Genomic DNA, 15,161 nt, shown 5'->3' on the forward strand with positions numbered 1-15,161 from the left:
ATGCAATTGGATTGTCCATGTCTCACAAAAATGATCTGCCGCTATTTCAAGATATTCCTTTAATGCCCGATTACGCGATCGAGGAAAGTCTTATTGCAAAAGGCTATCAGAACATTGCCGGAGTGGATGAAGTCGGGCGGGGACCTCTGGCCGGTCCAGTGGTGACGGCTGCGGTTATTCTTGACCGGAATAACATACCTGACGGCTTAAATGATTCCAAAAAGCTTTCGGCAAAGAAACGCGAAGCACTTTATGACGGGATTTTGCGTTCGGCAGTAGCCGTGTCAATTTGTAGCCTGTCGGCAACGGAAATTGATCGTACCGATATCAGAAAAGCCGCACTTGAGGCCATGAGAAGAGCGGTGTGCAGTCTTTCTGTCAATGCAGATTATGTTCTGGTTGACGGGCGCGATATTCCCCCGAAACTTGCTTATCCCGCTCAGGCACTGATAAAAGGTGACGGGCGGTCCCAATCTATTGCGGCGGCATCCATTATAGCAAAAGTCACGCGTGACCGGTTAATGGAAAAAGTGGGAGAAGTTTATCCCGCTTACGGTTTTGAAAAACATGCCGGATATGCAACGGCGTTTCACCGAGCCGCGATAGAACATGAAGGGCCGGTCAAAAAATTGCACCGTTTCAGTTTTGCCCCGATCAAGGGCGCGTTCTAGAGGATTGATATAATGATTATTCTTGCCTCGTCAAAAGACGCCGTTTCAAAAGCTGTTTCCTATCTTGATAAAGGGGAGCTTGTGGCGCTACCGACCGAGACGGTCTACGGGCTTGCAGCGGATGCTACAAATGGCAAAGCGGTTGCCAATATATTCAAAACCAAAGGACGCCCCCAATTCAATCCGTTGATTGCCCATGTCAGCGGTGTGGATATGGCGGAAGACATTGTCGAAATTGACGCAATTTCACAAAAGCTTATGGACACTTTCTGGCCAGGACCGTTAACATTGGTTTTGCCGCTGAAAAATCCGACACCGATAGACCCGCTTACCAGCGCGGGTTTGAAAACTTTGGCGGTTCGCAATCCTGTCGGGATATTCGCGACAATAGTAAAAGAACTCGGCCGGCCGGTTGCAGCACCGAGCGCAAATATATCCGGCCGTTTGAGCAGTACAACTGCGCAGGATGTTGCCGACATGTTCGGAGAAAAAGTGCCGCTTATTATCGATGGCGGCGCAACGCGTGTCGGCGTTGAATCGACAATTATCAAGGTAATGGAAGGACGCATCCTGCTGCTTCGTCCGGGTGGTCTTGCGACCGGAGAAATCGAGAAAGTAACAGGACTGAAGCTTGAACGTGTAGACCAGCGAGCAGCCATCGAAGCACCGGGCATGTTGAAATCCCATTATGCACCCAATGCATTTGTGAGACTTGACGCCAAAGACGTCAAAAACGGGGAAGCGCTTTTAGCCTTTGGAAAACAACAAACCGTAAATGCTGCACATGCTGTTGCAACGCTCAATTTAAGCGAGAGAGGGAATCTTGAAGAGGCGGCGAGCAACCTGTTTCATTATCTGAAGGAACTTGATAGAAAAGATGTTGAATGTATAGCTGTCGAGCCGATACCCTTTACCGGCTTGGGCGAGGCTATCAATGACCGGCTTCAACGTGCAGCCGCACCGAGGAAATAGAAATGATGGACAAAAAGCTGATTGAACGGTTTATAAAAATTGTCGGAGTCAATCACGCTTTGGTGGATCAGGATGTGATTTCATCCTATCTTGTCGAACAACGCGGTCTTTATCACGGGCGCACACCGCTTGTTTTGCGCCCTTCCTCGCCACAAGAAGTTTCGGAAATTATGAAACTTGCGAGCGAAAGCGGAACCCCCATTGTTCCACAAGGAGGGAATACCGGTCTTGTCGGGGCGCAACAACCGGACGAAAGTGCTAACGAGATTATTGTTTCTATGGAGCGTTTGAACAGAATCCGCTCGATTGATGTCGAAGGTAATCTGGCTTTGGTGGAAGCGGGAGTGGTTCTTCAGACATTACAGGAAAAGGTTGACGAGAAGGGGCGCTTTTTTCCTTTATCACTTGGTTCGGAAGGGACTTGCCAGATCGGGGGCAATCTTTCATCCAATGCCGGTGGTACGGGTGTTCTTGCTTATGGCAATACGCGCGAACTCTGTCTGGGTCTTGAAGTTGTTCTGCCGGACGGGCGCATTCTCGACGATTTGCGCTATGTGAAGAAGGATAATAGCGGCTATGATCTGAAAGACCTGTTTATCGGCGCTGAAGGAACGCTTGGTATTATCACCGCTGCCGTTATGAAGCTTTTTCCAAAACCGCAAGGAAAAGCGGTTGCCTATGCGGGCATGAAAAGTCCGGAAAAAGCGTTAGAACTTCTGCTTCTTGCCCAGAAAAAAGCCGGTTCCATGCTTACCGGTTTTGAACTTATGGCAAAGGTCGGAATGGAAATGTCTTTGCGCTATGTCAAAGGCGCTCATGCTCCAATTGCGCATGAAAGTGAATGGTATGTACTGCTTGATCTTTCTTCTTCCCATAGTGACGGTGAGGCGAGCAACACGATAGAAGATATTCTGGCAGATGCACTCCAACAGGGGATTATAGAAGATGCCTCCATTGCCCGTTCGGTGAGCCAGCAGAAGGAATTCTGGCGGCTTCGCGAAGATATGTCACCGGCGCAGAAATTGGAGGGCGGTTCGATCAAACATGATATTTCTGTTCCTATCGCCTCGATTCCTGATTTTATCAGTGATGCGGCGAAAATCATTGAAGCCATCTCGCCGGGTGCCCGCATTGTCTGCTTTGGTCATATGGGCGATGGTAACCTGCATTATAATGTGTCGCAACCGGTTGGTGCCGACAAACAAGCCTATCTTTCCCTTTGGGGGGAAATGAATCACCGTATCCATACACTGGTTATGAGTTATAATGGTTCATTTTCGGCCGAACACGGGATCGGGCAATTGAAACGCAAAGAACTTGTTGCCTTCAAATCTCCGGTAGCACTTTCTCTCATGCGTTCGATCAAACAGCTATTCGACCCGAAAAACATCATGAATCCGGGCAAAATGCTATAAGTTTTGGTGAATAATAATTTAAAGCGCTGTTTGTAATTCGATAACCAAAAAACAAACCAATAATTTTTTAACCTAACCTTTTAACAAACCTATTAACAAAGCTCGCTAAGGTGTTCCCGATTGAATTGAAGAGGATATTGGGGACAAATATATGGCCACTCAATGGGCTAATCGGGCAAAAGCAGGGCTTGAACTGAGACTGGATCCCTGCCATCTGCCACAATATGTTTCTTTCGATGTTCAGGATAAGACCATTGTCTGTTCACTGAACGAGCGTGGAGCAGCGTTAAAAATCGAAGATGAAAACGGTGCTTCACGTGTGTCGCGTCTGGTACTTGCCCATCAATTCAAAGGTGTTGCTGCGCGCGCTGTTGTGACTTCTTCAGGGCAAAAAGCGGTTTCTCTGGAGTTGTTACACCGAAATCATGATATATGCATTCCGCTTCTTGTTTCGCGCGATCTTGATGATGTGCTTCTCGATTGGCGACTTTGGGCAGATACCTATGATTTGCCGATGCTTCTTCTCAATGATGATGGTTCGGTTATTCCTGTCAAAGATCGCTCGCCGCTTGAACATTTTTTTGGTAAACACCCGCACCAACACGCAAAAAAGAACTTTTCATTGAGGTGTCGGGGATGCTCTCTGGGCATAAGACTGGTTATCAACAATCAGGTTATGCTTGGATAACGCAATTAAACCACATCCGGAAACGGTCACACTTTTCGCTGCAAGCCTGTCTTTGGTGGAACGGATCATGAAAAGCTTGTAATTTCGATCAAATCGCATTTCTTTAAAGACGACAATGATCCGATAATTTTGAAGGATAATGGTGTTCGGTTTCGGCAATAGAAAATAAAAGTTGCGGAAATTTTCGTTTATTTTTTTGCCATTTGACAGTGAACCGGTGTTAAGCTTACCAGCGGTTTTAAACCGGAGGACCGAATGACGCGGCAAATTATTTTTATACTTGAAAAGCAGGATGCGATTGAAGCGCTTACAGCCTATTATCGCGATCATGCCCTATCAAAACGGACATTTACCAGTCTTTTTCTCCTATGGATAACGGCGGTTGCTGTCATGTCGGCGGTTCTTGTGGTGATTGATGGTGCCGATTGGTATCAGAACTGGGGGCATTCGCTCTATAGAATTTCAGCCATTTATGCCGCGATTATCATTGCAATCTGGGCACTGAATTATTTTGTTCTCATCCCCCACCATGTCAAACAACTGGTCAAAAATGACAAACAGATCGGGCTTGAACAAACCTGGGTTTGGGATGACCATGCAGTGGCAATAAAAAGCTCCTATATCCGCGGGACATATCCTTTCCGCCTGTTTTCCGGTTGGCGGGAATATCCGACATTCATCGCATTATATATATCGCCCAAAAAATTCAATGTATTGCCCAAAGCACCGATAAACGAAGAACAGTTGGAAGATTTGCGCAGCATTTTCAAACGCGAAATAGCGGCTGAAGAAAAATAGAATAAGCGACTTTTGATAAATTCACTTTGAAACCGGATCAGAAGAGCCCGCCACGTTGTAAATAAAACGATTTTGTTAAACCCGACCGGTAAAATGAATACCCGTCCTATAAAACCGTCGAAAGTGAAGCTGTCTTTTTTGAAAATGCTTCACATTATCCGACACACCCTTTAATGCCCGATTTCCTTGATGACTTTTACCGGACAGGCAACGAATGATGCACTGTTTGCAACATCCTGTTTTATAGTCATTCTGATTTCATTATCCAGTATCAGGAAATTATAACGCACGAAACGGAATGACAGCCCGCTTATATCAAACGATGTTTTTTCCGGATATTCGGCGTTTTACCCGATCAATCGGTTTTTAGCTGCTTCTTCCCGCTCGATTGCGCGCCAGCCTATATCATGGCGATAAAATCCCTCCGGCCAATCAATCAATTTTATCGCTTGATAGGCTTTTTGCTGCGCCTCTTTTACAGTTTTACCGGTTGCTGTGACATTCAAAACCCTGCCGCCATTGGCTATGATCTTTCCGTCTTTCAATGCCGTACCGGCGTGGAAAACTTTCACGTCAGGAAGTTTATCCGCTTTTTCTATGCCGGAAATAATACTGCCACGTTGAGGAGCTTCCGGATAACCTTTTGCGGCCATAACAACAGTCAAAGCTTTGTCGGTTTTCCAGTTGAGTTCGACATTTTCGAGATTACCCTTTGCGAGGGAATAGAGAACCGGTAGAAGATCGCTTTTTAACCGCATCATCAGAACCTGACATTCAGGGTCACCGAAGCGGACGTTGAATTCGATAAGTTCGGGGCCTTTTTTTGTAATCATCAATCCGACAAACAGAACGCCGCTGAATGGACAACCAAGATCGGCCATGCCACGAATGGTAGGCTCGACGATTTCATTCATAACGCGCTTGGTCATATCTTCGGTCATAACGGGTGCCGGTGAATAAGCACCCATGCCACCGGTATTGGCTCCCTTGTCACCATCACTCACGCGTTTATGGTCTTGTGCAGAACCAAAAGGAATGGCCGTTTTCCCGTCACAAAGGCAAAAGAAACTCGCTTCCTCGCCATCAAGAAATTCTTCCACAACAATTTCAACCCCCGCTTTACCGAAGGCTCCGGCAAAACAGGCGTCAACCGCTTCAAGAGCTTCCTTTATTGTCGTGGCGACTGTTACACCTTTACCGGCAGCCAAACCATCGGCTTTGATAACGATCGGCGCGCCTTTTTTTTCGATATAACTTTTAGCGTCGTTTGCATTTTTAAAACGTTGGTAAGCGCCGGTTGGAATATTATATTTGGCGCATAAATCTTTGGTAAATCCTTTTGATCCTTCAAGCCGTGCAGCGAGTTTACTTGGCCCGACAACAAGAATCCCGGCATTACGAAGGGAATCTGCAAGCCCATCGACAAGAGGTGCTTCCGGACCGATGACAACGAGTTGAATGGCATTGTTCTTGCAAAATTCGCCAACCACCTTATGGTTTTTTACATCAAGTTCGATATTGTCGGCCAATTCGAGTGTTCCGGGATTTCCGGGTGCACAAAAGAGCTTGCCAAGAAGGGGAGAAGACGAAATTTTATATGCCAATGCATGTTCGCGTCCGCCTGAACCAATGAGAAGAACGTTCATTGCTTGCTCCTGCTGAAGAAGATGTTAAAACCGTTGCTCTTGTCATAGAAACGAAATGCTTTAGCTTCAAGGTAAAAGGTGTGCTGTTATAAATGGTAAACAACAAAAATATGACTTCCGCGAGCTTGAGCAATGGCGAAACAGTCCAAAAGGAAGGTGTGAGAGGGCGTGTCTTCGATGCGCCATCCGGTCATTGGGTCTATCACTTTTTACCGCGTTCCCTTTGGCCTTATGCCCAATTGGCACGTTGGGACAGACCTATTGGTTGGAAGCTTCTGATGTGGCCGTGTTTCTGGTCATTGATCCTTGCCATGGATGCGCCGGTTTTTGCCGCACAACCGCATCCATATGCGTTTATTCTGGCAATATGGTATCTTTTTCTTTTCTTTATTGGTGCGGTTGCCATGCGGGGCGCCGGTTGCACATGGAACGATCTCGTTGACCAGAAAATTGATAACAAAGTCGAACGGACACGGTCGCGGCCTTTGCCATCCGGTCAGGTCAGCCGGCTTCAGGCGAAAATTTTTATGGGGCTGCAATGCCTCGTCGGGCTTCTCGTACTGGTACAATTCAATCTGTTCAGCATTATTTTAGGTATTTCATCGCTTGTTGTTGTGGCGATTTACCCGTTTATGAAACGTGTCACAGACTGGCCTCAGTTTTTCTTGGGCCTTGCCTTCAATTGGGGGGCATTGATGGGGTGGGCGACAATTTTCGGCCGTCTTGATTTTGCACCTCTGTGCCTCTATTGCGGTTCGGTTTTGTGGACCATCGGATATGACACCATCTATGCCCATCAGGATAAGGAAGATGATGCAATTGTCGGGGTTCGTTCCACGGCAAGGCTCTTTGGTGAAAATACCAAACCTGCTCTTATCGTCCTTTATAGCGGTTTTATAGTGTTGAGCCTCGGTGCGTTTATTCTGGCCGGTGTTCCAACTTTAGCCTATCTTGGCATCGCCCTTGCAGCCATTCACATGTTTTACCAGATTATCACAATCGACATTGACAATAATAGCGAGTGTCTGAGGTTGTTCAAATCCAATTCCATTGTCGGCTGGCTGATATTCCTTGGTCTGGTGTCAGGCTATTTCGCACGCTAATTTTGTGACAATCAAGCCAATCCGGTCAATCAATCAGATGTATCAATCCGGCTCTGTAATCTAATCAAAGCCGGACAAAGTCGTTTATTGGAAAGCGTGCCATTCGTGGCTGAAATGCTTACGGGTATAAACGGTGTTTTTCCCACGATTTCACATCGGGTGAAGGACGGGAAAAAACCACACGGTCATGAAGCCTGAACTGCCTGTCATGCCAGAATTCTATTGAAAGCGGCTTGATTCTGAAACCCGACCAGTAAGGCGGGCGGGGAATGTTGCCGATCGCATATTTGGCCGTATATTCTGCAACTGCTTTTTCCAAAGCAAAGCGGCTTTCAAGCGGTCGGGATTGTTTGGATGCCCATGCACCGATGCGGCTTCCTCTTGCGCGGGATTGATAATAGGTATCAGCTTCTTCATCGCTGACTTTTTCAACCAGTCCACGTACTCTCACTTGCCTGCGCAATGATTTCCAATGAAAGCATAAAGCGGCCTTCATGGTAGCAAGTATTTCGCGGCCCTTATTGCTTTCATAATTGGTATAGAACACAAAACCATCCGTGTTGACAGCCTTCAAAAGCACCATACGCACATCCGGAAGCCCCGTCGGATCCACCGTTGCAAGAGCCATGGCATTGGGGTCATTAACCTCGCTTTTTTCCGCGTCATCCATCCATGTTTTGAACAGTGCGAAAGGTTCATGAGCCTCGACAAAGTCACCAGTTTTTAACGTTTTATCTGTCATAATGCATCCGAATTATGTGTTTTGCGTATCATAAAGTGTTGTCAAACTACATGGCCGACACAGAAAAAAGTGAGCTATGGAAGCTTTTTTTAATTTGAAAAGCCGGCTTTGTCGTTTTGTCATTTTTGTCACGATCATGTGGCCAATGCAAGGCTGTATCATATCGGGTGACAAACTTGATAATATGGGTTCGGCGCTCTCGTCGCGAGAAAACAATGTTGATACATCGTTTGTCACCGGTTCGGTCAATTCTCAAGCCACATTGCCGGGCGATCCTATCGTCCAGTCCGACGAACTTGTTATTCGCGACGAAATCAGAACAATCGGAAATCTTGACACTGCCCCCGAAGAATTGAAATGGGATAACAGCATTACCGGTAGCGAGGGGACAATCAGCGCGATTGTCGAAAACACCGATAAGGGACGCAAATGCCGCCGGTTCAAAACAACCCGTTCAGCCTATGATGGCGAGAACCTCTATCACGGGCAAGTCTGCGAAATAGCACCCGAAGTCTGGACAATGACCGCCTTTGATATGGTGCATTGAAGTTCGTAATCGGGGCAATCAAAAACGCTTTAAAAAAACATTTAATGATCTGGTATTTTTGCTATTTGATAGGCATATAGAGAATGAGATATTTTCCACCTTCAGGGTGGAGTAGTTTTTATAAAGCCGTTTTGGGTAAAGCCCATTTTCGGCTGGAAAGAGGATAAATATGCGTGATCCCTATACGGTTCTGGGTGTGGCGCGCACTGCCAAACCGCAAGAGATTAAGTCTGCATTCAGAAAACTGGCTAAACAATATCATCCTGATCTTCATAAGGATGATAAAAGTGCTCAGGATAAATTTGCCGAAATCAATCAGGCCTATGAAATTCTAGGAGACAAGGAAAAGAAAGAAAAGTTTGACCGTGGCGAGATTGATGCCGAAGGCAAGCCGGTCTTTCAGGGGTTTGCCGGTGGCGGGCAAGGTTTTGGCGGCGCTCAAGGATTTGGCAGTCGCAGCAGCCCGTTCGGCAATGGCTCCAGTCATTTCGAGTTTCGTTCGGGCGGCGGAAATAGCGGCTTTGACGCGGGTGATATTTTTCGCGATCTCTTTGGTGCAGGAAATGGCGCGAACAGGGGCGGCGGTTTTTCGGGCTTTGGCAGTCGCAGCCGTGCCCAAGCTCCCAGACAAGGAGCCGACATTCATGCAAGTCTCGATGTAACATTGGAGCAGCTTGTCGGTGCCGATAAAGTCGAAGCCATTTTCCCGAATGGCAAGAAACTTAAAATCAAACTTCCCGATTATGTCGAGGATGGTCAGACAATCCGGTTGAAAGGGCAGGGTGAAACGACACCTTACGGTCGGCCGGGTGACGCTTTGGTGACGATCCACATCAGAAAGCATCCCCATATCCATGTCGAGGGAAGAGCACTTCATCTCGATTTGCCAGTCTCTCTTAAAGATGCTGTTCTGGGTGCCAAGATTCCGGTTGATACGCTTGACGGGCGCATTATGTTGACGATACCAGCATGGTCGAGTTCGGATAAAGTCTTGCGCTTGAAAGGACGGGGGCTACCTCTCAAAACGGGTGGTCGGGACGATCTTTATGTTCATGTCCGCATTATGCTTCCGGAAGGTGGCGATGCGGGACTTGAACAATTCATGAAAATGCAAGCTTGAAAATTAACGGTTGGAGCGATCACAACAACGCTGCAATAAAAGCGGGAATGAGGATTGTCATGAAGATAAATTTGGTTCTCGCTTTTTTGCTTTCACATCTGTTTTGCCAGCCTGCATTATCTGAAAACTTCACGAAAGGCGATATCACTGTTGAAAGCCCGTGGGTACAAAAATCCGATACTGGAGAAAATCGTGCAGAAGGATTTGCCCTTATCCATAATGGCGGTTTCAATGAAGATCGCTTGTTATCAATCAGCGCGGATATTTCCGATCACGTGGTGATTCACGAAACCATCAAACAATATGGCAAGGTCAAGATGCAAAAGGTTGTAGAACCTCTTGCAATCGAGCCGAACGGTTATCTTGAATTCAAACCCGGTGATTATCATTTCATGTTTTTCAACTGTCGTGATGAATTACGCGAAGGTGAAATGATTCCCGCTGTTTTGCATTTTGAAAAAAATGGAGATGTAAAAGTCAATTTCACCATCGAAACACCCGACGATGTTCCCGATAATCCTTGACGGGAAAGTCGGCTGTTCTTTTAAAACCGATAACCAGCGCAATCGAAACTCTTGTCACCAGCGCCTCCGAAATCCGGCCTTATTGTAAGGGGGTTAATGTCGGGCAAATGGTCTTTTTCGTCCTATGATAAATTATTATAGACATTTTATCGGCAATCAGGGGGCACGATAGGCAACAATTTTCTGATTTTTCCGATTAAAGGCAAGCAGGCAAAATAAAACGGAATTGTCTGTTTTTTTAACTCTGATACCGTTCGGGTTGCAGGTTTGATTGTTAAGGGGGGCGCTTGTTTCCTGTCTGTTTTACAATCTTTATTGCAGCGTTATCTTGGCGGCAAAAAAATCAGTTAAAAGGGAGCCGCAAGTTAGCTGCCATTGTCGGGGGCTTTACCGGTTAAAACTTGAAACCGGTTGGCATTTTTAACAATTTTTTGTGTTTACGTTGCATAATTATGGGTTTCCACGAACAAATTGCACCAATTACTTGAAGAAATGCGTGAGCTATGTCATAGGGCAAAAAGCGAAAACTGATATCAAGCAATTATGAGGCAATACCAATGGGTGACAGTAACGGTTTGTTGCGTGGCAAGCGCGGTTTAATTCTTGGGCTTGCAAATAATCATTCAATTGCATGGGGTATCGCAAAAGCTGCACACAATGCCGGTGCCGAACTTGCTTTTACCTATCAGGGGGAAGCACTTAAAAAACGTGTGGTACCGTTAGCAGAAGAGGTCGGGGGATTTGTTTGTGGCCATTGTGATGTAACGGATGCAGCGTCAATTGATGCAGCATTCGATGCGGTAAAACAGAAATGGGGGAAAATCGACTTTCTCGTTCATGCAATCGGTTTTTCCGACAAGGATGAGCTGACAGGACGTTATGTTGATACGACGGAAAGAAATTTCAACATGACGATGAATATTTCTGTCTATTCCCTTACAGCAGTGACCCAAAGGGCAGAAAAATTGATGCCTGATGGTGGTTCCATTCTGACTTTGACTTACTATGGTTCGGAAAAAGTCATGCCGAATTATAATGTTATGGGGGTTGCCAAAGCCGCACTTGAAGCGAGTGTAAAATATCTTGCTGTCGACCTTGGGCCTAAAAAAATTCGTGTCAATGCTTTATCGGCCGGTCCGATCAAAACATTGGCTGCGTCAGGTATCGGTGACTTCCGGTATATACTCAAATGGAATGAATACAATGCGCCCCTTCGTCGGACAGTTACGATTGACGAGGTTGGCGATTCCGCACTTTATCTTGTTTCGGATTTGTCCCGTTCGGTAACCGGCGAAGTTCACCACGTCGACGCCGGATATCATGTCATTGGTATGAAAGCAGTCGATGCACCGGATATTTCTGTTGTAAAGGATTGAGAAAGTGTCCAAGCGTCCACTTATTTATTTTTCCCGTCATGGTCAGACAGACTGGAACATTACCAAACGCATTCAGGGGCAGATTGATCGGGATATTACCGAATATGGTCGCCAGCAGGCTGCACGTAATGGCCGGTTGTTGAAAGAGCTGTTGGGGGAAGCTGAAGGCTTTGATTTTGTTGCCAGTCCGCTGCGGCGCACCCGTGAAACTATGGAAATCATCCGTGGTGAAATGGGGCTTGATATTCGCGGCTATCGCACGGATCCGCAGTTGATGGAAATGCATTTCGGTGATTGGCAAGGCACAACCGAGGATGACATAGCAAAAGTTCATCCCGAATTGATTGCCGCACGTGTAGCCGACAAGTGGAATTTCTTACCCCCTGGCGAAAAGGCGGAAAGCTATGCCATGCTTGCCAGACGTGTCAAGGATTGGGTCGAAAAGGTTCAAGGTAATACGGTTTGTGTGACCCATGGCGGGTGTCTGCGTTCAATCATGCATATTTATGGCGGATTGAGCGAAGCGGAAGCTGCCAATTTTATGGTCGATCAGGATCGTATTTTACGTTTTGACGAACACGGGTTGGAATGGCTTTAAGTTATTGCCCGACCTTGCGGTAAAACCATTATACGCACACCGGATTCGACAGAAAGAAACGGTGTGCAACCGCAGGATTTATATGAAACTTCGGCGTCATGTGTGCAACTGCGGTGTTAGGTGGGCAACTGCACGATTTTGCGTGTTTTATTGAATAAAATAAAAGCCGGTCGGGAACGATTATCAACCTTCCTGCGGTTCAATATCGGTGACGTAACGGTTGTTACCTTCTGTGTCATAAAACACAATGACTTTCATACCTTCATTGAGCACGGAATAATCGAATTCACCTGGTAAACTATATGTTTTTCCATTATCAAGCTCGATCGTATTATTGTCCTGGTCGATAACTGTTATCGTTCCCTTGACATCATCAGCAAAGGCTAACGCTGGAAAAAGAAACGTTGCTAGTATACCCGCAAAAACCAGTTTTCTCATAATAGACCTTTCAAAATTATAGGATTTCAATTCCAAATCAGCCTGATTAATGTCAACCGATTGTGTCGAAACCATAGCCATAGGTCAATCAAAAATCGAGTATATGAAATAATACGGCAATTTTGTCGAAGAATTGCTATTCCGGCCTCATTATAAAACAAGGTCAAATCGGAATTGGCAGGAATTGTGGAAAAATTTCCAATTATCGAGCAAAATTGTTCTTATCCCGCTTTGCTAATGTTTGACCGGAAGCAAAAAGGTTAATAGAACAAACAAGGTTGCAAAGTTGGATTGGCGTTTTCATGTCATATAATACATTCGGTGAATTGTTCCGCGTCACAACATGGGGCGAAAGCCATGGACCGGCTCTCGGTTGTGTCATCGACGGTTGCCCTCCGGGGATTAAATTCTCGGTTTCCGAAGTCCAAAGCTATCTTGATAAACGCAAGCCCGGACAATCGCGCTACACAACACAGCGTCGCGAGGCCGATCAGGTCAAAGTTTTATCGGGCGTGCTCCCCTGTGATGACGGGGAAAAATTGGTTACGACCGGAACGCCTATTTCCATGATGATCGAAAATACCGATCAACGGTCAAAAGATTACGGGAATATTGCCCGCGAATATCGTCCCGGACACGCCGATTACACTTATGATGTAAAATATGGCATTCGGGATTATCGGGGTGGCGGGCGTTCTTCTGCCCGCGAAACGGCGGCGCGTGTGGCTGCCGGCGCGATAGCGCGCAAAGTTGTTCCGGATGTGCGTATTCGGGGTGCGATCATCGCCATTGGTACAATCGATATTGACCGCTCACGCTGGGATTGGGATGAAGTCGAAAAAAATCCTTTTTTTACGCCTGACAAGGTCGCTGCTGAAAAATTTGCGGCCTATCTGGACGATATTCGTAAAAAAGGTTCTTCAATCGGTGCTATAGTGGAAATTGTTGCAGAAAATGTACCGGCCGGTCTTGGTGCACCCGTTTATGGGAAGCTCGATCAGGATATTGCGTCTTTTCTCATGTCGATCAACGCTGTCAAGGCTGTCGAAATCGGTGAAGGATTTCATGCTGCACGCTTGACAGGCGAAGAAAATGCAGACGAAATGCGCCATGGGGAAAATGGAAAACCGGTTTTTTTAAGCAACCACGCCGGTGGTATTCTGGGAGGAATTTCCAACGGTGAACCGATAATTGCGCGTTTTGCTGTTAAACCGACATCATCAATATTGATACCGCGGCGTTCTGTGGATGTTGACGGAAATAATGTTGATGTTGTGACAAAAGGGCGGCACGATCCTTGTGTTGGAATAAGAGCTGTACCGGTAGGAGAAGCAATGGTGGCATGTGCTATTGCCGACCATTATCTTAGACATCGTGGCCAAACTGGCCGGATCTGAAAGGACTATTATGACATTCAACCAGAAATCGGTCGTTGACGCTATAAGGGCATTTGAACGGGGCGAAATTGTCGCTGTTACGGATGATGACGGACGTGAAAACGAGGGCGACCTTATTGTTGCAGCCGTTCACTGCACACCGGAAAAAATGGCGTTTATTGTGCGCAATACGTCCGGTATCATCTGCGCACCAATGACGGGTGAAGAAGCAAAGCGCCTCAATTTGGCGCCAATGGTTTCAAATAATGATTCGGCCCATCATACAGCTTTCACAGTTACAGTCGATTTTCTGCATGGCACGACAACCGGAATTTCCGCCGAAGACCGGACGCTGACAGTGCGAAATCTCGCAAACCCGAATGCCAGCGCATCCGATTTCAGTAGGCCGGGACACGTATTTCCGCTTATTGCCCGTGAAGGTGGCGTGTTGATGCGCTCCGGTCACACCGAAGCTGCCGTCGACTTGTGCAAACTTGCAAATCTCCCGCCTGTCGGTGTGATCGGCGAATTGATGAATGACGATGGAACCGTCAAGCATGGCCCAGAGGTGAGAAAATTTGCGAAAGAACACAATCTCCATGTCGTAACAGTGGCCGATCTTATTGCCTATCGTCAACGCAAGGAAACCCTTATCGAACATGTTGACGAGATGAAAGTCGATACACTTGTGGGACCTGCCGTCGCCCACAGCTATCAATTGCCTTGGGAACCGATGCAACATGTTGCAGTTGTCTTCGGCGACATACGCGATGGTGAAAATATTCCTGTCCGTTTGCAACGTGAAAATGTTGTTGCCGATGTTTTTGGCAAAAAACACGAAATTGAATCTGTTCTGCGGCTTATGGCCGAAAAAGAAAAACGCGGCGTATTTGTCTATCTCAGAGCCGGGTCTGTCGGGGTTGGTTCTGCCGATGAAATACGCGACCGCGAAATGGCTATGGAGGGACTGGAGACGCATGAACAGGCTGTTGCGCGTGAGGAAGAATGGCGCCAGATCGGCTTGGGCGCACAAATTCTAAAAAGCCTCGGTATTACTTCGGTCATTCTTTATGCCTCGCGCGAAAGACATTATGTCGGTCTTGAAGGCTTTGGTATCCATATTGAAAAAACAGATATTTTGTGAGGC

General features: G+C 46.6%; 16 protein-coding genes. 13 read left to right on the forward strand and 3 right to left on the reverse strand.

The annotated features are described in order from the left end of the window. Positions 1-17 precede the first annotated feature (17 nt). The 5 genes from BBC0122_RS03500 (at position 18) to BBC0122_RS03520 (ending at position 4,544) form a co-directional block, all read left to right on the forward strand. Entirely contained in the window at positions 18-671 is a 654-nt protein-coding gene (locus BBC0122_RS03500) for a ribonuclease HII (RefSeq protein ID WP_077991394.1), read from the forward strand. Between the two features lie 12 nt (positions 672-683). After that, positions 684-1,643 carry an L-threonylcarbamoyladenylate synthase gene (locus tag BBC0122_RS03505; RefSeq protein WP_077991396.1) on the forward strand — a complete coding sequence of 320 codons (960 nt, stop codon included), beginning with the start codon at positions 684-686 and terminating at the stop codon, positions 1,641-1,643. A 5-nt stretch (positions 1,644-1,648) separates the two neighbouring features. Beyond that, positions 1,649-3,058: an FAD-binding oxidoreductase gene (locus tag BBC0122_RS03510; RefSeq protein ID WP_077994473.1), complete on the forward strand. Its 1,410-nt coding sequence runs from the start codon at positions 1,649-1,651 to the stop codon at positions 3,056-3,058. Positions 3,059-3,209: 151 nt separating this feature from the next. Beyond that, entirely contained in the window at positions 3,210-3,746 is a 537-nt protein-coding gene (locus tag BBC0122_RS03515) for a DUF6101 family protein (RefSeq protein WP_077991397.1), read from the forward strand. 255 nt (positions 3,747-4,001) lie between these two features. Next, positions 4,002-4,544 (forward strand): YcxB family protein, encoded by a 543-nt coding sequence (locus tag BBC0122_RS03520; RefSeq protein WP_077991401.1) that lies wholly within the window; start codon positions 4,002-4,004, stop codon positions 4,542-4,544. A 347-nt stretch (positions 4,545-4,891) separates the two neighbouring features. Here BBC0122_RS03520 and purD read toward each other — a convergent pair whose 3' ends face one another. Then, positions 4,892-6,190, reverse strand: a complete 1,299-nt coding sequence (gene purD, locus BBC0122_RS03525) for a phosphoribosylamine--glycine ligase (protein WP_077991403.1) — start codon at positions 6,188-6,190, stop codon at positions 4,892-4,894. Between the two features lie 92 nt (positions 6,191-6,282). Here purD and ubiA point away from each other — a divergent pair, with 92 nt between their 5' ends. Further along, entirely contained in the window at positions 6,283-7,293 is a 1,011-nt protein-coding gene (ubiA, locus tag BBC0122_RS03530; protein ID WP_077991404.1) for a 4-hydroxybenzoate octaprenyltransferase, read from the forward strand. A 118-nt stretch (positions 7,294-7,411) separates the two neighbouring features. Here ubiA and pdxH read toward each other — a convergent pair whose 3' ends face one another. Continuing rightward, a complete protein-coding gene (gene pdxH / locus BBC0122_RS03535; RefSeq protein ID WP_077991406.1) occupies positions 7,412-8,035 on the reverse strand; it encodes a pyridoxamine 5'-phosphate oxidase in 624 nt (207 codons plus the stop codon). A gap of 76 nt (positions 8,036-8,111) precedes the next feature. On the opposite strand from pdxH, the gene BBC0122_RS03540 reads away from it, so the two are divergent. The 5 genes from BBC0122_RS03540 to BBC0122_RS03560 all read left to right on the forward strand — a co-directional run bounded on the left by BBC0122_RS03540 (position 8,112) and on the right by BBC0122_RS03560 (position 12,200). Further along, positions 8,112-8,582, forward strand: coding sequence for an RT0821/Lpp0805 family surface protein (locus BBC0122_RS03540; protein ID WP_077991408.1), 471 nt, complete (start codon positions 8,112-8,114; stop codon positions 8,580-8,582). Positions 8,583-8,751: 169 nt separating this feature from the next. Then, positions 8,752-9,702, forward strand: a complete 951-nt coding sequence (locus tag BBC0122_RS03545; RefSeq protein WP_077991409.1) for a DnaJ C-terminal domain-containing protein — start codon at positions 8,752-8,754, stop codon at positions 9,700-9,702. A gap of 59 nt (positions 9,703-9,761) precedes the next feature. Next, a complete protein-coding gene (locus BBC0122_RS03550; RefSeq protein WP_188318076.1) occupies positions 9,762-10,226 on the forward strand; it encodes a copper chaperone PCu(A)C in 465 nt (154 codons plus the stop codon). Positions 10,227-10,783: 557 nt separating this feature from the next. Next, on the forward strand, positions 10,784-11,602 hold the full coding sequence (gene fabI / locus BBC0122_RS03555) for an enoyl-ACP reductase FabI (protein WP_077991416.1): 819 nt from the start codon (positions 10,784-10,786) through the stop codon (positions 11,600-11,602). Between the two features lie 4 nt (positions 11,603-11,606). Further along, positions 11,607-12,200 (forward strand): histidine phosphatase family protein, encoded by a 594-nt coding sequence (locus tag BBC0122_RS03560; RefSeq protein ID WP_077991418.1) that lies wholly within the window; start codon positions 11,607-11,609, stop codon positions 12,198-12,200. Positions 12,201-12,383: 183 nt separating this feature from the next. On the opposite strand, the gene BBC0122_RS03565 is transcribed toward BBC0122_RS03560, so the two are convergent. Next, positions 12,384-12,719 carry a DUF1344 domain-containing protein gene (locus BBC0122_RS03565; RefSeq protein ID WP_418214878.1) on the reverse strand — a complete coding sequence of 112 codons (336 nt, stop codon included), beginning with the start codon at positions 12,717-12,719 and terminating at the stop codon, positions 12,384-12,386. Between the two features lie 221 nt (positions 12,720-12,940). Here BBC0122_RS03565 and aroC point away from each other — a divergent pair, with 221 nt between their 5' ends. Both aroC and ribB read left to right on the forward strand, forming a co-directional pair. Then, positions 12,941-14,035: a chorismate synthase gene (gene aroC, locus BBC0122_RS03570; RefSeq protein ID WP_077994477.1), complete on the forward strand. Its 1,095-nt coding sequence runs from the start codon at positions 12,941-12,943 to the stop codon at positions 14,033-14,035. A gap of 10 nt (positions 14,036-14,045) precedes the next feature. Continuing rightward, the gene (ribB, locus tag BBC0122_RS03575) at positions 14,046-15,158 is read left to right on the forward strand and encodes a 3,4-dihydroxy-2-butanone-4-phosphate synthase (RefSeq protein ID WP_077991419.1); all 1,113 of its coding nucleotides are present in this window, start codon (positions 14,046-14,048) and stop codon (positions 15,156-15,158) included. Positions 15,159-15,161 lie beyond the last annotated feature (3 nt).

The organism is Ditibartonella choladocola, assembly GCF_002007565.1.
Taxonomy (GTDB): Bacteria; Pseudomonadota; Alphaproteobacteria; order Rhizobiales; family Rhizobiaceae; genus Bartonella; species Bartonella choladocola.